Origin of the sequence: Microbacterium sp. LBN7 (genome assembly GCF_045690345.1) — a bacterium.
GTDB lineage: Bacteria > Actinomycetota > Actinomycetes > Actinomycetales > Microbacteriaceae > Microbacterium.
The window spans coordinates 2,463,074-2,485,996 of sequence record NZ_CP147856.1; the positions used below are offsets into that span (position 1 = coordinate 2,463,074).

19 protein-coding genes are annotated in these 22,923 nt (G+C 68.8%); 6 read left to right on the forward strand and 13 right to left on the reverse strand.

The features are described 5' to 3' along the window. Positions 1 to 20: 20 nt before the first annotated feature. From LBN7_RS11835 to LBN7_RS11845, 3 genes are read right to left on the reverse strand one after another with little or no spacing between them, the layout of a single operon-like run. Positions 21 to 950, reverse strand: coding sequence for an acetamidase/formamidase family protein (locus LBN7_RS11835; RefSeq protein ID WP_407359740.1), 930 nt, complete (start codon positions 948 to 950; stop codon positions 21 to 23). Next, positions 947 to 2,356 carry an APC family permease gene (locus LBN7_RS11840; protein ID WP_116633756.1) on the reverse strand — a complete coding sequence of 470 codons (1,410 nt, stop codon included), beginning with the start codon at positions 2,354 to 2,356 and terminating at the stop codon, positions 947 to 949. The genes LBN7_RS11835 and LBN7_RS11840 overlap by 4 nt, the downstream gene beginning before the upstream one ends. 19 nt (positions 2,357 to 2,375) lie before the next feature. Continuing rightward, the gene (locus LBN7_RS11845) at positions 2,376 to 3,269 is read right to left on the reverse strand and encodes a proline iminopeptidase-family hydrolase (protein WP_407359741.1); all 894 of its coding nucleotides are present in this window, start codon (positions 3,267 to 3,269) and stop codon (positions 2,376 to 2,378) included. A 78-nt stretch (positions 3,270 to 3,347) separates the two neighbouring features. Between LBN7_RS11845 and LBN7_RS11850 the strand changes: the two genes are divergently transcribed. Continuing rightward, the gene (locus tag LBN7_RS11850; RefSeq protein WP_116633757.1) at positions 3,348 to 4,067 is read left to right on the forward strand and encodes a FadR/GntR family transcriptional regulator; all 720 of its coding nucleotides are present in this window, start codon (positions 3,348 to 3,350) and stop codon (positions 4,065 to 4,067) included. Here LBN7_RS11850 and LBN7_RS11855 read toward each other — a convergent pair. The 4 genes from LBN7_RS11855 to LBN7_RS11870 all read right to left on the reverse strand — a co-directional run bounded on the left by LBN7_RS11855 (position 4,057) and on the right by LBN7_RS11870 (position 9,565). Next, positions 4,057 to 6,354: an ATP-binding cassette domain-containing protein gene (locus LBN7_RS11855; protein ID WP_407359742.1), complete on the reverse strand. Its 2,298-nt coding sequence runs from the start codon at positions 6,352 to 6,354 to the stop codon at positions 4,057 to 4,059. The two genes, LBN7_RS11850 and LBN7_RS11855, sit on opposite strands and share 11 nt — an antisense overlap. Before the next feature lie 57 nt (positions 6,355 to 6,411). Further along, complete coding sequence (locus tag LBN7_RS11860; RefSeq protein ID WP_341947328.1) at positions 6,412 to 6,999, reverse strand: nitroreductase family protein; 588 nt, start codon at positions 6,997 to 6,999, stop codon at positions 6,412 to 6,414. An 84-nt stretch (positions 7,000 to 7,083) separates the two neighbouring features. Further along, the gene (locus LBN7_RS11865) at positions 7,084 to 8,574 is read right to left on the reverse strand and encodes a glycosyltransferase (RefSeq protein ID WP_407359743.1); all 1,491 of its coding nucleotides are present in this window, start codon (positions 8,572 to 8,574) and stop codon (positions 7,084 to 7,086) included. An 82-nt stretch (positions 8,575 to 8,656) separates the two neighbouring features. Continuing rightward, positions 8,657 to 9,565 (reverse strand): LysR family transcriptional regulator, encoded by a 909-nt coding sequence (locus LBN7_RS11870; RefSeq protein ID WP_116633760.1) that lies wholly within the window; start codon positions 9,563 to 9,565, stop codon positions 8,657 to 8,659. Positions 9,566 to 9,698: 133 nt separating this feature from the next. Here LBN7_RS11870 and LBN7_RS11875 point away from each other — a divergent pair, with 133 nt between their 5' ends. Then, positions 9,699 to 13,166 (forward strand): proline dehydrogenase family protein, encoded by a 3,468-nt coding sequence (locus LBN7_RS11875; protein ID WP_407359744.1) that lies wholly within the window; start codon positions 9,699 to 9,701, stop codon positions 13,164 to 13,166. 65 nt (positions 13,167 to 13,231) lie between these two features. On the opposite strand, the gene LBN7_RS11880 is transcribed toward LBN7_RS11875, so the two are convergent. The 6 genes from LBN7_RS11880 to LBN7_RS11905 form a co-directional block, all read right to left on the reverse strand. Next, complete coding sequence (locus tag LBN7_RS11880) at positions 13,232 to 14,323, reverse strand: ABC transporter permease (protein WP_407359745.1); 1,092 nt, start codon at positions 14,321 to 14,323, stop codon at positions 13,232 to 13,234. Then, positions 14,320 to 15,216: an ABC transporter ATP-binding protein gene (locus tag LBN7_RS11885; protein WP_116633763.1), complete on the reverse strand. Its 897-nt coding sequence runs from the start codon at positions 15,214 to 15,216 to the stop codon at positions 14,320 to 14,322. The genes LBN7_RS11880 and LBN7_RS11885 overlap by 4 nt, the downstream gene beginning before the upstream one ends. A gap of 114 nt (positions 15,217 to 15,330) precedes the next feature. Next, on the reverse strand, positions 15,331 to 16,524 hold the full coding sequence (locus LBN7_RS11890; protein ID WP_407359746.1) for a benzoate/H(+) symporter BenE family transporter: 1,194 nt from the start codon (positions 16,522 to 16,524) through the stop codon (positions 15,331 to 15,333). 10 nt (positions 16,525 to 16,534) lie between these two features. After that, complete coding sequence (locus tag LBN7_RS11895) at positions 16,535 to 17,170, reverse strand: class I SAM-dependent methyltransferase (RefSeq protein WP_407359747.1); 636 nt, start codon at positions 17,168 to 17,170, stop codon at positions 16,535 to 16,537. A 7-nt stretch (positions 17,171 to 17,177) separates the two neighbouring features. Then, positions 17,178 to 17,855, reverse strand: a complete 678-nt coding sequence (locus LBN7_RS11900) for a response regulator (RefSeq protein WP_407359748.1) — start codon at positions 17,853 to 17,855, stop codon at positions 17,178 to 17,180. After that, positions 17,852 to 19,117, reverse strand: coding sequence for a sensor histidine kinase (locus LBN7_RS11905; RefSeq protein ID WP_116633767.1), 1,266 nt, complete (start codon positions 19,115 to 19,117; stop codon positions 17,852 to 17,854). Before LBN7_RS11905 ends, LBN7_RS11900 begins: the two co-directional genes overlap by 4 nt. 138 nt (positions 19,118 to 19,255) lie before the next feature. Here LBN7_RS11905 and LBN7_RS11910 point away from each other — a divergent pair, with 138 nt between their 5' ends. The 4 genes from LBN7_RS11910 (at position 19,256) to LBN7_RS11925 (ending at position 22,808) form a co-directional block, all read left to right on the forward strand. Further along, the gene (locus tag LBN7_RS11910; protein ID WP_407359749.1) at positions 19,256 to 19,906 is read left to right on the forward strand and encodes a dihydrofolate reductase family protein; all 651 of its coding nucleotides are present in this window, start codon (positions 19,256 to 19,258) and stop codon (positions 19,904 to 19,906) included. 89 nt (positions 19,907 to 19,995) lie between these two features. Next, a complete protein-coding gene (locus LBN7_RS11915) occupies positions 19,996 to 20,415 on the forward strand; it encodes a hypothetical protein (protein WP_407359750.1) in 420 nt (139 codons plus the stop codon). A 1,575-nt stretch (positions 20,416 to 21,990) separates the two neighbouring features. After that, entirely contained in the window at positions 21,991 to 22,410 is a 420-nt protein-coding gene (locus tag LBN7_RS11920; RefSeq protein WP_407359751.1) for a hypothetical protein, read from the forward strand. Continuing rightward, the gene (locus LBN7_RS11925; RefSeq protein WP_407359752.1) at positions 22,407 to 22,808 is read left to right on the forward strand and encodes a hypothetical protein; all 402 of its coding nucleotides are present in this window, start codon (positions 22,407 to 22,409) and stop codon (positions 22,806 to 22,808) included. The genes LBN7_RS11920 and LBN7_RS11925 overlap by 4 nt, the downstream gene beginning before the upstream one ends. The last annotated feature ends 115 nt before the right edge of the window (positions 22,809 to 22,923 follow it).

Genomic DNA, 22,923 nt, shown 5'->3' on the forward strand with positions numbered 1-22,923 from the left:
CTAGAAGGACGTGCTCCCGGCTACAGCACCGACTTCGGGAGCCGGTGCAGAGTCACCGCACCGATCGCGGCGAACGGATGCAGCGGATCGGGGTCGCCCGACCCGGTCGGGCCGCCGAGGGCGGAGTCGACCAGCGCGCTCATCACGGCGAACGCGTCCATCGGGTCCCACCCGTGCCCGGTCACGAGGAAGTCGAACGCGTCCTCGTACCCGCGGGTGATGCTCTCCTGCACCGGGTCGCCGAGTCCGACGAAGACCCAGGCGTCCTCGGTCTCGATGCGGGGTGCGCGCAGCGAGAGGCCCGGCACGAGGTCGATGCTCACGATCGCGACCCCCTCGGCCTCGATCGCGACGAACGAAGACTCGCCCTCGCTCATGATCGCGTGGATGTCGCCGATGGAGAGCAGCGCTCCCTCCACCTCGACCGGCAGGTACACGATCGAGCCCGGTCGTGCCTCGGTGACGTCCATGTTGCCGCCGAGAGCGGTGGTGGGCATGACGGTCGAGTTCACGCCGACAGCCGGGGCGGTGCCGATGCAGCCGATCATGGGTCGCGGCGCGACGACGTGCCTGTCGGTGAGGTGCACGCCCTCTTCGTCGATCGAGATGCGCCTGGACGCGACCGTCTCGCCCATCCGATGGCGCAGGGCGCCGACACCGGGCAGGCTCTGCGACCATCCGCAGTCCTTCAGGCGGATCTCGTGGATCGTCACGGCGAGCGTGTCGCCCGGCCGGGCGCCGTCGATCCAGACCGGACCCGTGACCGGGTTGATCGGTGCCTTGAGGGCGGCGAGGTCGCCGTGGTCGTGGAGCTCGCGGTAGACGGCGTCGTCGGTTTCGAAGCCGATGCGCTCACCCGTGCCGGGCCGGATGCGCAGCACGGGTTCCACGTCGGCCCGGAAGCCGGGACGACCGAGCTCCTTGCCCAGGAAGTGGTCCATGCCGTTCATGCGGACCTCTCCTCGCCGGAAGCGGCATGCTCGGACAGCAGCTCGGGGTTCGCGCCGTTGCGGATGCGGAAGATGACGAACACGATCACCCCGATCACGAGCCAGACAACTCCGCCGATCTTGGCCAGGTCGGAGGCGTTGAAGAGCACGTAGCCGATGATGAGGAATCCGCACAGCGGCACCACGAGGTGCAGCAGCCAGTTCCGCGACCGCTGGCGCACGATGTAGTGCCAGAACACGGCGACGTGCAGCAGGAGGAACCCGAAGAGTGCGCCGAAGTTCACCAGCGACGAGATCAGATCGATCTGCCCGACGAAGAACAGCACGAGCACCGTGCTCAGTGCGCTGACGAACAGGATCGCGTACACCGGGACCTGCCGCGCGTTGATCTTCGAGAAGAACGCCGGGAGGCGCCGGTCACGGCTCATCGAGTAGAGCAGGCGCGAGGTCGCCGCCTGCGCCGCCACCGCGTTCGCGATGCCGACGGCGATGACGTTGACCGCGAGGAACGCCGTGGCCCATCCGCTGCCGGCCGCCTGAGCGACGATCGAGAAGAACGCGTTGTTGACCTCGTCCTCGGGGAAGGAAACGGTGCCGGCGGCGAGTGCGCTCGCGAGCCAGGTCTGCAGGATGAACAGCGTCGCGACGATGAACAGGGCGATGATCATGGCCCGCCCCGCCGGGTTCTTCTTGCCGGTCGTCTCCTCCGAGAGCGTCGAGATCCCGTCGAAGCCGAGGAAGCTCAGCACGGCGATCGAGAGCGCGGATGCGATCAGGGCGGGGTCGACCTTCGCGGGGTCCCAGAGCTGTGCGAGGGAGAAGGAGGATCCCTCGATCGTCTGGCCGGTCAGGGCGGACACGGCGATGACGACGAAGATGACCACGAACACGAGCTCGATGGCGAGGAAGACGCGGTTCGCCACGGTGATCGAACCGATGCCGAGCACGTTGATGATCGTGTTGACCGCCACGCAGAGGATCGCCCACAGCCATTCCGGCGACTCGGGGAAGATCCCCCGCATCGAGGAGGCGGCGAAGACGTAGAGAAGCGTCGGCACGAGCAGGTAGTCCAGGAGGATCGCCCAGCCCGCGAAGAAGCCGGCGACGGGATGCGTGCCGCGGCCGACATAGGAGAAGACGGATCCGGCGAGCGGAAAGGACTTGGCCATCTGCGCGTACCCGAGGGCGGTGAAGATCATCGCGACGAGGCCCACGAGGTAGACGAGCGGGACCATCCCCTTGGACTCGTTGAACACGACGCCGAAGATCGCCCACGGGGCGATCGGCACCATGAAGACCAGGCCGTACACGACGAGGTCGAAGGTCGAGACGGAGCGCTTGAGCTCCTGCTTGTAGCCGAACGATTCCAGCCGAGGCTGGCCGTCGGAGGCGGCGGTGGCGGTCATGATGTCTCCAGGGTGGGTGTCAGGGATGCTGAGCGAGGAAGTCGGCGATCACGTCGAGGAAGATCTGAGGCTGTTCCAGGTGCACGCAGTGGCTCGCGCCGGGGAACACGTGTCCGGTCGCATCGGGGATGCGATCGAGGAACGGCTGCCAGGTCGCGGGCGTCGCCTCGTCGTGCTCGCCGGCGACGACGAGCGTCGGCACCTGCACGAGCGGGAGGCGGTCGATCACGGACCAATCGCGAAGCGTGCCGATCACATGGAACTCGTTGGGCCCGTTCATCGTGTGGTACACGGTCGGGTCGGCGAGCATCTGCTGCTCGCTGTCGACGAAATCCTGCGGCATCGGCGCGACCCGGCAGACGTGCCGCTCGTAGAACAGCTGTGTGGCGGCGACGTAGTCGGGGTGATCCAGCATCCCGGCCGCTTCGTGCTCCGTGAGCGCGTCGCGCGCGGCATCCGGGAGCGCGTCGCGCAGCCGCGCCGCCTCGCTCACCCAGAGCGGCATCGAGGCGGGGGAGTTGCAGATCATCAGCCCGAGCAGGCCGTCGGGCTGCCGAACGGCGATCTCGGCGCCGAGCATGCCGCCCCACGACTGCCCGAGCACGTGATACTCGTCTATGCCGAGATGTGCGCGCAGCGAGTGGAACTCCTCGTCGAAGAAGGCGGGCGTCCACCGCTCGACGGGGGCGTCGGGGTGGTGGGAGCTCCGGCCGCAGCCGATCTGGTCGTAATGGACGACCGTTCGCCCTGTGAGATCGGCGAGGCGGGCGATGTTCTGCACGTAGTCGTGCGCCATGCCCGGGCCGCCGTGGAGCACGAAGACCGGAGCGAGGTCGCGGCTCTCGTCGGGCGTCGTGACGCGGAACCAGGTGAAGCCGTCGCGGAAAGGGACGGAGGACTCGTGAACGTGCATGAACACATGTTGGCGATAAAAGGTCCGCGAGTAAACCATTTGGCGACAAGTTAACGTTGATGAAACACTGGGAGGGCCATGACGGAGACCGATGAGACCCTGATCGATCGCATCACCGACCGGCTGATCACCGCCGTGGCGATCGGCGAATTCCTCCCTGGGGCCCGTTTGCCGGCTGAACGCGATCTCGCTCGCTCGCTCGGTGTCGGGCGCACCACGACACGAGCCGCCTTGGAGCGTCTGGTCGGCAGGGGCATCCTGGAGAAGCAGCGGGGGAGGTCGGGGGGATCATTCGTCAGGGAGGAATGGCCGACCTCCGAGGTCGCCGCCGTCGCCCGATGGTTCGAAGAGCAGTGGCCGCAGCTCGTCGATGCCGCCATCGCCGGGACGCACCTCCACGGTGCGGTCGCTCGCCTCGCGGCGAGCAACCGCACGGACGACGACATCGAGTGCCTCGAGAGCTGCCTCGACGACTTCCGGCAGGCCGAGAGCGGAGCCGCTCGTCAGCACGCCGACAGTCTCCTGCACCTGGCGATCATCGCCGCCGCGCACAACGAGACGCTCTCCGCGATCGTGCTCGACCACGAACGCCGGTTCACGATCATCGCCCCCGCCCACCCGTGGGGCGATTCGGCGAGCCGGCCTGCGATGGAGGAGCGCGCCGGACGTGAGCACGGCGAACTGGTCGCGGCGATCATCGACGGCCGTGTCGATGATGCCGGGCGGATCGCGCAGCGCCACGTCGAGATCGATCTGGAGCTCCTCGACGCCGCCCGTCGTCGCGCGCTCACCCGCTGACGCGGGCTCCCGATCCGTCGCCGGCGGATGCCGCCAGCGCCGCTCCGGTCAGCGAGTCCCCGTCGGCCGCGAGCTCAGCCGGGGTCCCCGCGAACATCAGCCGACCCCCGTCGGACCCTGCACCTGGACCGATGTCGATCACGTGATCGGCGCGTGCGACGACACGCATGTTGTGCTCCACCACGACCAGTGTCGCGCCGTCGTCGAGCAGGTCGTCGAACAGGCGATTGATCGTGTCGACGTCGTTCGGGTGGAGCCCGGAGGTCGGTTCGTCGAGGATGATCCGGTCGGCGGGATCGCGCTGCGGGTCGCTGAGGTGGCGCGCGAGCAGCAGGCGCTGCTTCTCGCCCCCGGAGAGGGTGTCGAGCGAGCGGCCGACCGGGATGTAGCCCAGTCCGGTCCGCTGCACCCAGTCGAGGGCCGCCACGACGTCGGAGTGGTCGGACAGCAGCCCGCTGACCTCGCTCGGAGTCGAGGCGAGGACATCGGCGATCGTCGCACCGCCGACGCGGACCTCGAGCGCCGTGTCGTTGAATCGCAGACCCCCGCACGCTTCGCAGGGCAGCGAGACGTCGTCGAGGAACGCGAGCTCGGTCGTGATGTGCCCGCGTCCGCGGCACGTCGGGCACGCGCCCTTGCCGTTGAAGCTGAACCACGACGGGTCGAGACCCGATGCCGCGGCGAACACCTCCCGCACGGTGTCGGCGATGCGCAGGATGCTCAGCGTGGTCGAGCGGATGCCGCCGCGCAACGGGTCCTGCCCGACGACGGTGAACTCCGGATGCTGCCGCGGAAGCTCCACCGTCGCGAACGAGCTCTTGCCGGAGCCTGCCACACCGGTGATCGCCGTGAGCACCCCCACGGGCACGTCGACGTCGAAACCCTGCAGGTTGTGCGACCGTGCGTCGCGGACGGTGACCTGACCGCGCGGCGCTCGACTCGTCTCTGCTGCGCGCAGCGGCTCTGCGAGCAGTCGTCCGGTCAGGGTGCGGCTCCGACGCAGCGCGTCGGGCGTGCCCTCGAACTGCACCAGGCCGCCTGCGGAGCCGGCGCCGGGACCGAGGTCGACCACGTGGTCCGCGACGGCGATCACCTGCGGATGGTGCTCCACCACGAGGATCGTGTTGCCGGCGTCGCGCAGGCGCTGCAGCAGCGCGACCAGGCGCTGGATGTCAGCGGGGTGCAGCCCGGTGCTGGGCTCGTCGAACACGTAGGTCACATCGGTCAGGGCGCTCCCGAGGTGCCGCACGATCTTGACCCGCTGGGCCTCGCCGCCGGACAGCGTCGACGATTCGCGGTCGAGCGTGAGGTAGCCGAGCCCGACGGAGAGGAGGGCATCGAGGACGTGTCGGATGCCGTCGACCGCCGGGGCGACCCTGGCGTCGGCGAGGTCGTCGAGCAGCACGCGCAGCTCGGCCACCGGCATCCGCATCCAGTCGACGATCGATCGCCCGTCGATGAGGCTCGCCCGCGCGGCGTCGTTCACGCGGGCGCCCTGGCAGTCGGGACAGGCATGGTGGGTCACCAGGCGGTCGAGCTCCTCGCGCACCTGCGCGGACATCTTGGTCGGGCGCTGCTTCAGGAAGACCGCGCGCATGCGGGTGATCACGCCGTCGAACCGTGCGCTCTGCGGGAAGCGCGGGTCGGGGTCGGTCAGCTTGAGCTGATCCGCGTACAGGAAGAGGTCCATCTCCTCGGCGGTGTACTCCTTCAGCGGCTTCTGCCGGTCGAACAGGCCGCAGTAGGCGAAGCGCTTCCAGCGGTAGACGCCGGGCCGGAAGAGGCTGAAGCGCACCGGCCCCTCGTCGATGCTCTTCTCGGTGTCGATGAGCGCGTCGAGGTCGATGTCGTAGACCGTGCCGAGCCCTTCGCAGGTCGGGCACATGCCGGAGGGGTCGTTGAACGAGTAGGAAGGCGAGTACCCGGCCGAGGGCGAGCCGACGCGCGAGAAGACCAGCCGCACCAGGGAGGCGAGGTCGGTCGCGGTCGCGACCGTCGACCGGGCGTTCCCGGTGAACCGTCGCTGGTCGATGAGCACCGTGAAGGTCAGGCCGTCCATCGTCTGCACATCCGGCGCCGGCATCTGCGGCAGCCGGGCGCGGATGAACGTCGAGTACGAGTCGTTAACGAGCCGTTGCGCCTCGGCGGCGATCGTGTCGAGCACGAGCGATGACTTGCCGGATCCGGAGACGCCGGTGAAGACGGTCATCAGCTTCTTCGGGACGTCGAGCGAGACGTCGCGCAGATTGTTGGTCCGCGCTCCGGTGATGCGGAGGAAGGAGTCCATCACCTCACGCTAACGAGGCCCCCGGACATCCGTCCGGGGGCCTCGATGACGGGGCGATCAGGCGCTGAGGACGACCGTCTCGTCGATCGGCCGGCGCACGCGCGGGGCGACCTCGCGCTGCTGCAGGACCTCGGGAAGGCTCTCGACGTCGCCGAACTCGCCGACGGCGAAGACCGTGACGGGGGTGAAACGGGGCTCGAGGTCGGCGAACTCGCGCACGGCCTCGGGGTCGAAGCCGCTCATCTGGTGCACGACGAGTCCGTCGTGGTGGGCCTGCACCGAGAAGTGCGCGACGGCCTGTCCGAGGTCGTACACGGCGTGGGTGATCGGGGTGCCGTCAGCGGCCGCGGTCTCGGCGATGGCCACGACGAGGACGGCCGCGTTGCCGGCCCATGTCTGGTTGAAGCCCATCAGCGCGTTCACGACCTGGGCGTGCAGGGCGGTGCCGCGGCGGGCGACGATGAAGCGCCAGGGCTGGGTGTTGTTCGCGGAGGGGCTCCAGCGGGCGGCCTCGAGGGCGGTGGCGAGCTTGACCTCGTCGATCGCGTTCTGCGCGTCGTAGGCGCGGGGGCTCCAGCGCCCGGCGAGGACGTCGAGGACGGGGTGCTCGGTCGGTGCGGTGCGATCGATGACAGGAGTGCTCACGATGAAGCCTTTCGGAAGGAGTGGATCGGACTCCGTCGTCCGGCTTACAGGGGGTCAGAACGCATGTATGCGCATGTATATTCCTCAGCGCCCGAGCGCCCACAGCACCTTCCGGCGCAGCACGCCGGCACGTCGCCGCAGCCGCACCGCGAGGGGCTGGTCCTTAGCGGCGGCGAGCAGCTTGGCGTCGTACGCGGCACGCAGCTCACGCGACCAGCGTCGCGTCACCGTCGCATCCGAGAACTCGGCCGCCCGTGCGATCGCGCGCCGGCGCATCGCCTCGATCTGCGCCGTCGGGATCGACTGCAGCTCGACGATCCGCCGCGCCATGGCATCGACGTCGCCCTCGGGGATCAGGAAGCCGTCGACGCCGTCGCGGATCATGTCGGCCGGACCGTAGCGGATGTCGTAGGCGATCGGGATGCAGCCGGCGGCCATGCTCTCCACGAGCACGAGGGGGAGGCCCTCCGAGGTGGACGTGAGCAGGCTGAAACTCGCCGTCCGGAACGCCAGGCGTGCGGCCGGATCGTGTCCGCGCAGGCGGATGCGGTCCTCGACGCCGAGACGGCGGATGCGCCGGCGGATCACGGCTTCGCGCGGGCCCTCGCCGAAGATGTCGGCCTCGACCCGCGCACCGGCGGCGCGTGCGGCGGCGATCGCCTCCACGGCGTGGGTGAGGCGCTTCCGGGTGTTCAAGGACGCCACGACGACCCCGTGCCCGGCCTCGCGGGCGATCACGTTCTCCTCCGGCAGGTCCACGCCGTTGGGGATCGTCCAGATCGTCGCCTCGACACCGACGGCGGCGAGGTCCTCGGCGAGATCGGCCTGCTGGCGGGTGGTCAGGACGACGATCGCGTCGAACTCGCCTGCGCGGCGCAGCACGTACTGGCGCGTCGCCCGCAGCTCGCCCGCCCGTCCGCCCTGCCGGTGAGAGGCATGGACGATGTGGACCGTGGTGACGTTGTCCCGGCGGTAGCCGGCGACCGATCGCGCCGCCGTCTTCGAGTCGACCAGGAGGAAGCTCGGCTTGCCCCCGGTCACCCGATCGAACCACCAGCGGTACAGTCCCCAGCTCGTCTTCCACGACCGGATCGGGGTGCCGTCGCCCGCGTAGAGCACGATCTTCCTGTCGGAGTCCGGGCGCTCCGTGGCGAGGAGCGAGCCGTCGCGACGGAACCGGTCCACGGCGAGCAGCCGGCCGTCGGCTCCGCGCCGCACGCGGCTCAGCACCGTGCCGCCGTGCATCGCCACGACGTCGCCGTCCTCGGGCCGCAGTAGCTCCGGCCTCTCGGGCGCGGTTCCGCGCGGGGCGGGCAGCTTCTCCCGCAGCTCATCCCAGAGGTTGCGGATCCGGAGGCCCTCGATCAGCTCTCCCGACGCGTGGAGGCGCGCGGCGTACTCCGAGTAGTCCGGGCGGTCGTCCAGCGTGAGGATGTCGACATCCACCCCGCCGATCAGGCGGAAGGAGCGCGAGCGGCGCAGCATGGCGCTGGTCATCCCGCCGTGCTGGTCGGCGAGTCCCCACGTCAGGGCGAAGTGCCGAGCGGGAGGGAGACGGGGCGAGGAGCGGAACATCTCGAGCAACGATAGGCCTGGTCCTGTGGCGGGGACTGTGCGTCGGCTGTGTCCCTGCCGAGGATCGAGGAGCGCGGCTCGGCTACTCCGGCAGGTTGTGCGACGCCGCATCCGCGAGGGCGCTGCGAACGGCTCGGATCGAGGGCGCCGCCGCCGACACCCGCCGCGCCGAGGAGAAGATCTCGCGCCGCGGATCATCGGGCAGCGGTGTGAGATCGACTGTCGGAGTGTCGCCGGCCCAGACGAGCTCGGGCAGCAGGCCGACCGCGAGGCCGGCGTGGATCAGGCGCACGTGCGCGGTGAGGTCGGCGATCTCGAAGCGCACGTCGGGCTCGAAGCCCGCGGTGCGGCAGAGCTGCTCGGCCCACGCGCGCGATGCCGTTCCCTCGGGTTCGAGCACCCACGGCTCGTCACGGGTGGACCACAGCGCGGCGACGGCATCCGTCTGATCGGCCGTTCCCGGTCTCCGGGCCAGGGCGATCGCGTCGTGAGCCAGCATCACGCGGTCGAGGTCGGCGTGGATCGGGCGCGTGCGCCCGGGGTACTGCTCGGCGAGGATCAGATCGAAGTCACGACTCGAGACCCCGACCAGGCCGGTCTCGGGATCGCACTCGGTCACCTGCACGCGCAGCGCCGGATGCCGGTCCTTGAGCGCCTCGAGGGCGCGGGGCAGCAGCGAGTGCGCGGTGGACTGGAACACGGCGATGTGCACCGTGCCGGTCACCTCGGTGAGCGATTCCGCGACGGCGACCTCGGCATGCTCCAGCTGATCGAGGATGCCGATGGCCTGTGCGACGAGAACATTCCCCTGTGGAGTGAACTGCACGCCGCGACCGACGCGTCGCAGCAGCGGGACGCCGACGTCGCGCTCCAGCGCGCTCAGCTGCTGCGACACCGAGGCCTTGCTGTACGACAGCGCGTCGGCGACGGCGGAGAGCGTGCCGCGGCGGGAGAGCTCCACCAGCATCCGCAGGCGATTGACGTCGAGCACGGCGATCCGTTCGTTCAGTCTGAGTGAACAGAATTCACGCAATTCGGTTGATAGACGGAGCCTACCGACCGGACGGACAATGATCCAGCCGCACACGACCCCGGGTGTGCGATCTCTCCGGAAGGCACCGCCCATGTCTGTCGACGTCGACACCACTCCCCGTACCGATCAGGTCGCCGCCCTCGTGCAGCGCTGGCTCGCCGAGAGCGAGTCGTACCCCGTCGAACCCGCCGCCCAGCGCCTGTCGGAGGTGCTCAAGGACCCGAACGGTCTGGCGTTCACGGTCGGCTTCGTCGACGGGGTGATGCGTCCGGAGGACCTGCGTGTGGCCGGCCGCAAGCTCGCCGAGATCTCGGACATCACCCCGACCCTGCTGCCGGGCTACCTCCGCGCCGCCATCAAGACCGGCGGATTCTGGGCGCCGAAGCTGCCCGGCGTCGTCGTGCCGATCTCGCGCCGGGTGCTGCGGGCGATGGTCGGGCACCTCGTCCTCGACGCGACCCCCTCGAAGCTCGGCCCGGCGATCGCGAAGCTGCGCAAGACCGGCAACCGACTGAACCTCAACCTTCTCGGCGAAGCCGTGCTGGGCGAGCGCGAGGCCGGCCGACGCCTGCAGGGCACCAGCGACTTCCTCGCCCGCGACGACGTCGACTACGTGTCGATCAAGGTCTCGAGCGTCGTCAGCCAGCTGTCGATGTGGTCGTTCGACGAGGCCGTGGCGGATGTCGTCGCCAAGCTCACCCCGCTGTACGAGCTCGCCGCGCGTGCGGAGGCGGCGGGCAAGGCCAAGTTCATCAACCTCGACATGGAGGAGTACCGCGACCTCGACCTGACGATCGCGGCGTTCACGAGCATCCTCGACCAGCCGGGGCTGGAGAACCTCGAGGCCGGGATCGTGCTGCAGGCCTACCTGCCCGACGCGCTCGGCGCGATGCAGCACCTGCAGGAGTGGGCCGCCGCCCGCCGCGCCAAGGGCGGAGCGCCGATCAAGGTGCGCGTCGTGAAGGGCGCCAACCTCGCCATGGAAGAGGTCGACGCCGCGATCCACGGCTGGCCGCTCGCGACCTACGGCACGAAGCAGGACTCCGACACCAACTACAAGCGCGTGCTCGACTGGGCGATGACGCCGGAGCGCCTGGATGCCGTGCGCATCGGCGTCGCGGGACACAACCTCTTCGACATCGCCTACACCTGGCTGCTCGCGCAGGCACGGGGCGTGGCCGGCCCGTCGACAGGCGCAGGGGCCCAGGTGGAGTACGAGATGCTGCTCGGCATGGCGACCGGCCAGGCCGCCGCGGTCCGCAAGGACGTCGGTCAGCTGCTGCTCTACACACCGGTCGTGAACCCGGCCGAGTTCGACGTCGCGATCGCCTACCTGGTGCGCCGACTCGAAGAGAACGCGAGCCCGGAGAACTTCATGTCGGCCGTGTTCGAGCTCGCCTCGAACCCCACGCTCCTGACGCGCGAACGGGAGCGGTTCGAGCGCTCGCTGGCCGGTCTCGAGGCGGACCGCTCGGTTCCGGCATCCCACCGCGTGCAGAACCGGCAGACCGAGGACGCGGCAGCGGCCGGTACCACCGGCTTCGAGAACCAGCCCGACACCGACCCCGCCCTCGCCGCCAACCGCACCTGGGGGCGCGAGATCCTGGGCCGTTCGGTCGGCACGACGCTCGGCACGGACGCGATCGCCGCCGCGCGCATCGAAACGGATGCCGAGCTCGACGCGGTCTTCGCCGCCGCCACCGCCGCCGCCGCGAGCTGGGCGGCCCGGCCCGCCGCCGAGCGGGCGGCCGTGCTGCACCGCGCCGGTGACGAGCTCGCGGCGCGCCGCAGTGAGCTGATCGAGATCATGGCTCATGAGGCCGGCAAGACGATCGCGGAGGCCGACCCGGAGATCAGCGAGGCGATCGACTTCGCGCACTACTACGCCGAGCGAGCGCTCGATCTCGAGGCCGTCTCCGGTGCCGAGTTCGTGCCCTCGAAGGTCACCGTCGTCACCCCGCCGTGGAACTTCCCGGTCGCGATCCCGGCGGGTGGCGTGCTCGCCGGCCTCGCATCCGGCTCCGGCGTCATCATCAAGCCGGCGAAGCTCACCCAGCGCTGCGGCGCCGTCATGGTCGAGGCCCTGTGGGCAGCGGGCGTGCCGCGCGACCTGCTCGCGCTCGTCGACCTCGCCTCGCGCGACCTCGGCACGCGTCTGGTCGCGAGCCCCGCCGTCGACCGGGTGATCCTCACGGGGGCCTACGAGACCGCGCAGTTGTTCCGCTCGTTCCGCTCCGACCTCCCGCTGCTCGCCGAGACCAGCGGCAAGAACGCGATCATCGTCACACCGTCGGCAGACCTCGATCTGGCCGCCGCCGACGTCGCGCGCAGCGCCTTCGGCCACGCGGGCCAGAAGTGCTCCGCGGCGTCCCTCGTCATCCTCGTCGGATCGGTCGCCGAGTCGAAGAGGTTCGAGCGCCAGCTCGTGGATGCCGTGACCTCGATGCGGGTGGGCCTGCCCGATGACCCCGCCACGCAGATGGGCCCGATCATCGAGCCCGCCTCCGGCAAGCTGCTGACAGCGCTCACGAAGCTGGAGAAGGGCGAGCGCTGGCTCGTCGAGCCGCGCAGGCTCGATTCCGAGGGCAAGCAGTGGACCCCGGGTGTGAAGACCGGCGTCGGCGAGGGCTCGTACTTCCACCTCACCGAGTTCTTCGGACCCGTCCTCGGCGTGATGCGCGCGAAGGACCTCGACGAGGCGATCCGTCTCCAGAACGCGGTGGACTACGGTCTCACGGCCGGACTCCACTCGCTCGACTCGCACGAGGTCTCGACCTGGCTCGACCGCGTCGAGGCGGGAAACCTCTACGTCAACCGCGGCATCACCGGCGCGATCGTGCAGCGCCAGCCGTTCGGGGGCTGGAAGCGCTCGGCGGTCGGTGCCGGCGCCAAGGCCGGTGGACCGAACTACCTCTTCGGCCTGGGCGAGTGGGTGCCGGCGGAGCTCCCGGCGGCCGCGGCGGACGCCGCCGTGCTTCCGGCGGTCGACGCCCTCCTCGCGGCCGCCACCCCGGACCTCGACCCGGTCGAGTCCGCCTGGGTGCACCGCGCCGCGGCATCCGACGAGCGGGCCTGGGTCGACGAGTTCGGCGCCGTGTCCGACAGGTCGGGCCTCGGGGTCGAGCGCAATCTCTTCCGGTACCGTCCGGTCGCGGTCGACGTGCGCATCGCGGAGCACGCGCCTCTGGTCGACGGCATCCGCGTGCTCGCCGCAGCGCTCCGCAGCGGAAGCCCGTTCACGGTGTCGGCACCGGCGCTGCCCTCGCGCGTCGAGAAGGCGATGCGTGCGCACGGCGTGACCGTGAAGCACGAGACGGATGCCGCATGGACGAAGCGCTACGCGAAGGCGCAGCGGTCCTGGCAGCGCCTGCGGCTCGTCGGCGGCGATGCATCGGCCCTGTTCGACGCCCTCGGCGGCAGCCCGGATGTCGCCGTCTGGTCGCACGCCGTGACCGGCGCGGGTCGGGTCGAGATCCTGCCGTTCGTCCACGAGCAGGCGGTGTCGATCACGAACCACCGCTTCGGCAACCCGACGACCCTCACCGACGGCGTCATCTGAGAACAGGCCGCGCAACGACGAACCCCCTGCCGCGACGCGCGACAGGGGGTTCGTGGGTTGGGGCGTCAGCCGCGCAGCGCCTCTCCGAGCTTGACGCGGGATCCCATCTTCAGGAGCGAGTTCTCGTAGATCTTCGCGCCCACGACGATCGCGGCCACGCAGCTCGCGAGCAGGATCACCAGGCTCAGCAGCGGCTCCCACCACTGCGCCTCGCCGACGAACAGCCGCATCGGCATCCCGACCGGGGCCGAGAACGGCACATACGACATGATCGTCAGCACGAGCGGGTTGTCGTTGAAGATGATCACCAGAACGTACGGCGCCATCACGAGCATCGTGATCGGGGTCGTCGTCGAGCCGATGTCCTCCTGGCGCGAGACCATCGAAGCCGCCGCCGCGAACAGAGCGGCGAGCAGGATGAACCCGAACAGGAAGAACACCGCGAACCAGATGATCGGCGCGCCGAGCATCGAGAGCACGTCGCGCTGGCCGGTGACGATCAGCCCGATCGTCGCGATCGCAGCGAGAGCGATGATCTGGCCCATCGCGAGGATCGTGTTGCCGACGACCTTGCCCGCCAGCAGCGTGCGCGCCGGGATGGCCGACAGCAGCACCTCGACGACGCGCGTCTGCTTCTCCTCCACGACGCTCTGCGCGATCGTCCCGCCGAAGGTCGCCGCCGCCATCATGAAGACCAGCCCGAAGCCGATCGCGATGAAGTAGCGCAGGATCCAGGTGGTCGTCGCCGGTTCCAGGATCGTGATCTCCGGCGCCTTCGACAGACCGGAGACCAGCGAGCTGGGGGCATCCTTCAGTGCGACGATCGTGAAGTCGGAGGCGCCGGAGCCGGGAAGCACTGCGGCGTCGACCTTCTCGTCGCGGACCAGCTGCTCGGCCTCCGCCTGATCGGAGACCTCGGTGACCGTGACGTTCGGCAGCGCCGAGACGGCGGCGGAGGTCTGGGACGTGACGGCGACGGGCATGGTCTCGGTCGCGGTGTTCTTGCTCGCGAATCCGCCGATGACGATGCCGGCGAGGGCGATCAGCAGCAGGATGCCCGTGGAGATGAGGAAGGCCTTGCTGCGGAGCTTGGAGCCGATCTCGCGCTCCGCGACGAGCCAGATGCCGTTCGCGGTGGTGGGGGTCGAAGCGCTCACTGGATGACCTCCTTGAAGATCTGTGCGAGAGACGGATGCTTGGGGGCGAAGCTCGCGACGTCACCGCGCTCCACGGCGGAGCGCAGCACCCGCTGCGCGGTCTCGGGGCCATCGGCGTCGAAGAGCGCGTAGCCGCCCTCGAAGTCGACGACCGTGACACCCGGTTCGGTGCGCAGCCAGCCGGCGTCGCCGGTGGAGACGAGCTCGTAGCGGTCGCGGGCGTGCTCGGCGCGCAGCCCGTCACGCGAACCGGATGCGCGGACCGTGCCGCCGGCGAGGATCACCAGGTCGTCGCACAGCCGCTCGACCACGTCGAGCTGATGCGAGGAGAAGAGGATCGATGCGCCCTTCGCGGCGCTCGACTGCAGAACGCCGGCGACCACGTCGACCGCGAGAGGGTCGAGCCCGGAGAACGGCTCGTCGAGGATCAGCACTTCGGGGTCGTGCACGAGCGAGGCCGCGATCTGCGCGCGCTGCTGGTTGCCGAGCGAGAGCGACTCGATCGTGTCGTTCAGCCGCTCGCCCAGTCCCAGCTCGGTGAGCAGCTCGGTCGCCCTGCTCGTGGCCTCCGCCTTGCCGAAGCCGTGCAGGCGGGCGAGGTACACGATCTGCTCCCGCACCTTCATCTTCGGGTAGAGCCCGCGCTCCTCCGGCATGTAGCCGAAGCGGCGGCGGTCGGCGGCCGTCAGAGGCGCGCCATCGAGGTCGACGGTGCCGCCGTCGGACGAGAGCAGCCCGAGGACGATCCGCATGGTGGTGGTCTTGCCGGCGCCATTGCCGCCGACGAATCCCGTCAGCCGCCCCGGCGAGACCGTGAAGGACACGTCATCGAGCACCCGCCGCGAGCCGTAGCTCTTGGTGATGCCCGTGAGTTCGAGCCTGCCTGTCGTCATGTCGACTCCTTCGTTCGCTCCGCACATCGCATGCCCTTCACGTTACGGAGAGCCGGGAGCTGCGACATCCCCCGCGCGGCGGACAGGCGAATGTCATCCCGACGGCGGATCGCGTCAGCCCCGCGCTCTGGGGTCCTGAGCCTGTCGAAGGGTCAGGACAGCACGCACCACGAGTCCCGCGACGAGCGCCCAGAACGCCGCGCTGACGCCGAGCACCGAGATGCCGGATGCCGCGACGAGGAAGGTCACGACGGCGGGGATCCGCTCGCCCGGGTCGTCGATGGCCTGGTGCACGGCGGCGCCGAAGGCGGCGAACAGCGCGAGGCCGGCGACGGCGGGGATCACGGCCTCTGGTGCGAGAGTCACGAGCGCGGCGAACGCGGCCGAGCAGGCGCCGAGGACGAGGTACGACCCGCCCGTCGAGACGCCGGCGACCCAGCGGCGCTTCGGGTCGGGGTCGGCATCCGGAGACGCGGCGAGAGCCGCGCTGATGGCGGCGAGGTTGATCGCATGACCGCCCGCGGTGGCGCCGAGCGCGGTGCCGAGTCCGGTCACGAGCATCGCAGGACGCCAGGGCACCTCGTATCCGAAGCTGCGCATGATCGCGATGCCCGGCACGTTCTGCGACGCCATGGTCACGATGAACAGCGGCAGGGCGAGGCCGACGAGCGCGCCGACCGTGAACGTCGGCGTGGTCAGCTCCACGCGCGGGAGCAGGAGAGCCGGATCGAACGCCGTGCCGGTGTGGACGAGCGAGACCGCGACGACGACGGCCGCCGCGACGAAAGCGAGCGGTACGGCCCAGCGCGGCGCGAGGCGCGCGAACACCAGCCACGTGAGCACGACGGGGACCACGCCCCAGGGGTTCGCCACGAGGCCGCTGATCGGCGCCAGGCAGAGCGGGAGGAGGACCCCGGCCAGCATCGCCTGCGCGATCGACGGCGGGATGCGGGCGATCAGCGCGCCCAGCGCCGGCCACAGGGCTGTGAGGAGGATGAGCGCCGCGGTCACGAGGAACGCGCCGACCGCCGCCGGCCAGCCGCCGTCGACCGCACCGGTCGCCGCGAGCAGCGCCGCCCCGGGAGTCGACCACGCGACGGTGATCGGCATCCGGTATCGCCAGGCCAGCACGATGCAGGCGAGCCCCATGGTGAGACTGACCGCGAGCAGTCCGCTGGCCGCCTGGGCCGGCGTCGCGCCGACGGCATCGAGACCCGTGAGCACCACCGCGAAGGAGCTCGTGAAGCCGACCAGCGCGGTGACCACTCCCGCCAGGATCGGGCGGGACAGGGGAGCAGCGCCGGGCATGGGTACGAGGCTATCGCGGAGGGTCGGTGACAGCGCCATCGACGTCGTCGGTCGGCTTCGTCCAGGACAGCAGGTAGCGGTAGTAGAGGCCGCGTCTGAGCCGAGCGCCGGGGAGTTCTTCGTGAGCGATGGCTCGGATCTCTGCCACGTTCTCCGTGGCCTCGGCGGTGGGGACGCCGATGTCGCGCGACTCCCGGTGGAGCATCGATCCGAGCCGCACCCAGGGCAGCGCGATGCCCGAGACGGCCCAGTCCGCGAACGTCCGGTTGGCGGCCAACCCGACGACGAGCAGCTTCCCGCCGGGGCGCAGGAGCGTCTCGGCCTTCGCCAACGACGAACGCGTGTCCATGTGATGGAGTGCGGCGACGAAGGTGATGACGTCGAAGAGGCGGTCGCCCGCGTCGAAGGCCGCGAAGTCCGATGTCGTGACGGATGCGTTCGGCGTGCGGAGCAGACGGGCACCCGCTCGCGCGGCCGCCCCCGGGTCGGGCTCGACGCCCGTCACCGTGGCGCTCAGAGGGGCGAGCCGCTGCAGCAGCAGCCCCTCGCCGCATCCCACATCGAGCACATCGGGAGCACGCATGCCGGACACGATCCCGATGATCCACGGGTGGTAGGCGCTGTTGTGATTCCAGTACTCGACCACGGTCGCCTCAGGCGAGACCCATCCGATGCGCCAGGACCACGGCCTGCACTCGGTCGCGCGCTCCCAGCTTCTGCAGGATGCGCGAGACGTGCGTCTTCACGGTGGCCTCGCCGATGAAGAGCGCGGTCGCGATCTCGGCGTTGCTGCGCGCATCGGCGAGCAGCGTCAGAACCTCGGCCTCGCGGTCGGTGAGCGGCTCGGCCAGAACGGTCGGGTTCGGCGGCGGGACGGCAGCGGGCGCAGGAGCGGATGCTCCGGCGAACCGCGCCAGCACCCGGCGCGTGACCTCGGGCGCCAGCATCCCGTCGCCGGCGGCCAGGGCGCGCACGGCGGCGATCAGGTCTTCGGCGCCGGCGTTCTTGAGCAGGAAGCCACTGGCTCCGACATCCAGCGCCTGATAGAGGTAGTCGTCCTGGTCGAACGTGGTGACGATCGCGATCGCCGCTCCGACGGCGGGATCGGCGACGATCCGTCTGGTCGCCTCGATGCCGTCCATGTCGGGCATCTGCACGTCCATCGTGATGACGTCGGGGAGGAGAGCGGATGCCTGGGCCACAGCCTCGGCTCCCGTCGCCGCTTCGCCGACCACCGTGATGTCGGGCTGGATGTCGAGGATCGTGCGGAATCCCGCGCGCAGCATCGAGTGGTCGTCGACGATGAGGACGCGGATCTGCGGGTCTGTCATCGGGTGCTCCTCGCCTCGGCGGTCACCGGCAGGGGGACGCGGGCGCGCACGCGCAGACCGCCGAGGGGCCGGGGCGTCACCTCGAGGGTGCCGCCGGACGCTGCGGCGCGCTCGCGCATGCCGAGCTGACCGAGGCCCGGTCGCAGCTGGGCGACCGTGCGTCCGGTGTTCACGATCTCGACCTCCACGCCGTCGTCGTCGTAGCGCACGCGCACGTCGGCCGTCGCTCCGACGCCCGCGTGGCGGCGGGCGTTCGTGAGCGACTCCTGCGCGATGCGGTACAGGTTCACGGCGATGAGCGAAGGGACGGCGACGGGCTCCCCGATCACGGCGTAGTCGGTCGGAAGGCCGGCGTCGGTCGAGGCGGCCACGAGCTCGGCTATGTCGTCGAGGGTGAGAGTGGATGCCGGCTCGGCGGTGTCGCCCCCGGGGGTGCGCAGCGTCTCGAGCAGCTGCCGCAGCTCGCTGATGGCGTCGCGCGCCGAGTCCTCGATCCCGGCGAGGATGCGGGTCGACTGCGCCGGATCCTGGTCGATCATGAGCCGGGCGGCTCCCGCCTGCACCCCCATGACCGAGACGTGGTGAGCGACGACGTCATGAAGCTCGCGGGCGATGCGGACCCTGTCGAGCGCGACCGCCTGCGCCGCAGTGACCTCGCGCTCGCGCTCCAGTTCGCTCGTGCGCTGCTCGAGGACCTCGCGTTCCGCGGCCGAGTGCCAGGCGCGCTCGCCGAAGTAGTACGCGCCGCCGAAGTAGAGCGCGTTCAACAGGATCTGGATCATCATGAAGGCGACGTAGGGCGAGAAGGCGCCCGCGACGACCTCGGCCTCATCGGCCTGCGTGATCGCCTCGTAGTACATCGTGATCAGCAGCCAGGCGAACATGCCGACGATGATCGCGATGCGCACGATCATGGCGCGACGGCGGTGGTTCATCCATGCGCCCACCGAGTACAGTCCGATGAACATCGCGATGTTGCCGACGTAGACCTCAGGGATCTTGAGCGTCACGGCGACGAAGTAGGCCGTGGCCGTGACGACGGCGACGATGCCGGGCCATCGGCGGCGGAAGGCCAGCGGCGCGGTGACGACCACGGCGTAGACGACGGCGGTCCACAGGTCGGCCTGCTCGTCGCCGTACATCTGCGCGATCGAGGAGAGCCCGGCGCTCAGGACGGCGCCGACGAACAGCACGGCGGCGAGCAGCAGGTCGCTGCGCTGCTCTCGGGCGGTCGGCGTGCGGGTGAACGGGACGGCGGGCATCCTCCCACCGTATGGGGGAGCGGATGCCAGGGCATCCCCCACGCGGCGGACCCGGTCGCCCCATCGACAGCGCGATCGAGGTTGCGTAGCGTTCATCTCGCAATCCCGATTCGTCGCACCGACAGCAAGGAGCAGGACATGAGCACTCTTGATTCGAGCACGGCGGCATCCGGTCGCATCCTGATCGACCTCTTCATGACCCTCGACGGCGTCGCGCAGGGGCCGGGCGGCACCGACGAGGACACCTCGGGCGGCTTCCGCTTCAGCGGCTGGCAGGCAGGGCACCCCTCGTCGGGTGTCGGACCCGAGGTCGAGAAGGGCATGCAGCAGCTCGATGCCCTGCTGCTCGGCCGTCGCACCTACGACATCTTCGCGGCGTACTGGCCGCACCACACCGAGGGTGAATCCGGCGCGATCGGCACACTCTTCAACAGCGTGCCCAAGTACGTGGCGACGCGGGATGCCGACTTCACGCTCGACTGGGAGGGCAGCACCCGCGTCGGCGACGACCTCGCGGCCGAGATCGCCGCGATGCGCGAGAACCACCGCGAGGTGCATGTCATCGGCAGCGTCGACTTCGTGCACACCCTGCTCGCCGAGGGGCTGTTCGACGAGCTGAACCTCTGGGTGTACCCGATCCTCCTCGGCGCCGGCAAGAAGGTGTTCGACGACGACGCACTGCCCGCCGTCCTGACGCTCCTCGAGCCGGCGAAGACCGACGACGGTGGCGTGACGCTGCTGCGCTACGGGCGGACGGAGAAGGTGCCGGAGGTCGGCACATACGAGTGATGTGCGCCGCCCGGAGGAGGCTACGAACGGTGCGGCTGAAAAGATCGAGCTCGCGGCACGCGATTGCACTTGCGTTCTTGACGAGCGTGGTGCTTGTCCTGACCGGATGCGAGACCTACTACCAGTACGGTCCATATGCGCTCGGAACTGATGGCGAGAACCTCCTGATCGCGGCCTGCGAATCTCGGACGATCACCACGGTTTATGTGGAAGAACGGCCAGACCTTCCCGGCGTCGAAGGGCGCCGGCACGTATGGGAGGCCTCCGGCGACCGCACCATCGCGGCTGGAGAGGTTCTCGTCGTCGGTGGTGAAAATGCCGGTCTGGTCGATGGCGTCAGCCTGCAGCCAACTATCGAGCCGGGCGTGCGGTACTTCTTGGACATGAACGAGGAGAAAGGGCAGGTCACTTCCGCGCTGTTCATGATTCCGGAGGAAGGACTCTCGGCGGGTGAGTGGGTGACGCCGGAGGGAGACGTGTCTTCTCAGCCTTGTCCGAATACGACCTAGTTGTCTCGCGGGTTGTCGCAGGCTGCGGGTTCTTCTGTGGTGGCGGGTGTGCGGACGTACAGTGGTGCGGAGGGTAAGCCGATTGCGGAGAAGTCGGCGAAGACCGGGACCACGGGGACGACGTTGACGTGGTTGTTCTCGAATCTGGAGGGGACGGTGGACGTGCAGACGGTAGCGAATGCGACGGGTGTGACGACCCGGATTCTTCGTGATCCGTATGGTGCGCCGATCGGTGGGTCAAACGGGGTGTGGTCGAGCGGTACCGGGTACATGAATAAGCCGGCGACGGCGTCGACGGGTCTGACGACGGTCGGTGCCCGTACGTATGACCCGGTGTTGGGGAAGTTCCTGTCCGTGGATCCCGTGATCGACACGAACCTCCCTCAACAGAACACCGGGTAGACGTACTCCGGCAACAACCCCACCACCTATATGGACCCGACGGGGCTGAGGTTGGATCCGGGATGCGGCTGGGGAAAGAGCTGCACTAAGAAGCCCGCGTCGCCCCCGCCGCCAAGCTATTGGATAAGCGTGCCGGTGCAGGAGCTGTCGAATGGAACGACCATCAACCAACTGCGCCGGAACCCCGACTACAAACCGCGTCCTGTCACGAGCTCGATCTGGGGCCCCACGACGCTCGAGCTAAACCGTACGTCACTCATAGACCGTGCCATAGCGGGGACCCTGCCGAAATCCACTGCATCGAACAAAAAGCCTTTGCAGCCAGGATGGGGACCGCTCGTCGGGACAGTTCCGAACTACCAATGGCCCCAGCCTGAGTTTGGCGTCGGGGGACAATTATGTTTCGTGCTTTGCGGCGGAATCGAATGGGCTCCGAGTAGCGGGTTTAGTGGGTCTGTGATGCTGGGCCCAAGAGGAGAAGTAAGTTTCAATACGGGGGTTTCGATGCAAGAACCAGCTCCCTTCCATGTCATTGGCGAATGCTCAGCGACGGCCGTCGTCGGGGCGGCGGCTCAGGTGGGTTTGGGTGTTGCTGAGAAGCAAGACTCTCCGGGCGGAATTCGGCTCGCCACAACCTCATCAGGTGGGATCAGATACGGTGGCGGCGGGGATGTTCGGTCGGTGTCAAGTGGAGCTTCTAGATTGGAGGTCGCGATGTCAGCCCAAGCAGTAGTAGGCGTGATTGTCGTCTGCGTAGGTGTCTTAGTGATCATTTTGAACCGACAGATTCCAAGACTTATCCACTTCGTGTTGCGTCTATTTTATGGCGAACCAATGGCTGATGACGCAGTGAGACCGAATTCAACTTGGAAACACATCATCATAGTCGGGTGTGCGTTCATCGCATTTGGAGTATTTATGATCTTGGCTCCGGCAAACCCACGTTGACGGGTGCGAGGTCGCTACTGGCGGCGCGGCAGTGGAGAAGCAGGCCCAATCGATGACCTTGCGATATCTCTACGGGTCTGGTGAAGCGTTCGACGTTGGGCACGGTGTCGACGGCGGCGTACACGTATCCGGCGGCGGGTGGGGGATCGTCCGCATTCGGTGAACTCGGTGACGGGGCCGGCTGGTGTGGGTCCGGGGTCATATTCGTATGACGCGGCGGGGAACATGACGGGCCGTCCGGGGCAGACCATCACGTTCAACGATGTCGGGAAGGTGTCGAAGGTCGTTGCCGGTTCGGTGACGCAGGACACGGTGTACGACGTGGATGGCAGCATCCTCTTGCGCACGAACACGACGGAGGGTGCGTCGTTGTTCGTGGGAGATACGGTGTTGTCGCAGGCTGCGGGTTCTTCTGTGGTGGCGGGTGTGCGGACGTACAGTGGTGCGGAGGGTAAGCCGATTGCGGAGAAGTCGGCGAAGACCGGGACCACGGGGACGACGTTGACGTGGTTGTTCTCGAATCTGGAGGGGACGGTGGACGTGCAGACCGTAACGAACGGGACGGGTGGCCACTCTCGCCCAGAATGCCGTCAAGGGGCTCCGGACATGCAGGCCGCGAATTTGAAACGGATGCTTCGCCAGTGAGTGACGCGGAGAAGGTCAGGTTAGCCAGATTCGTGCTTTGGTGTCTTCCTGTCATCGCAGCGCTCGCGGTCGTGCTCGGGTTTTCGTATCGATTCTTGTTTCTCGGTCAAGTAGTTCTCGATCGCGGCCCTGCGGCGCGTATTCGCGACGCTTTTTCTGCGAGCGCAGCAATGTTTGTCGTACTCCTCGTCGCCTCGATTGCTCCTGGTGTCGCCTTCCGAGTCCGCGCCTCGCTCGGGGGAAAGATCGTCGCGGCGAGCATCTCGGGGTTGCTGGTCTACGCGCTAACTTGGTTCTCGTTGGCGCAAGTCGGTGGTTTCCCTCTAGCCGCGGGTTCAGTAACGGGCGCGACTTCTTTCTTTCTCTTGATATGCGTGCCGAGGCGCAGTTCCGACTGATCGGTGGTTGCCCGCGATGGTGAGCAGTGAGGCTCAAGCACCATGCCACCCGTCGGAATCGGGGATTCCGGTGCACGGACAGGCGCCGAGGTTCGGGACATACGAGTGAGAGGTT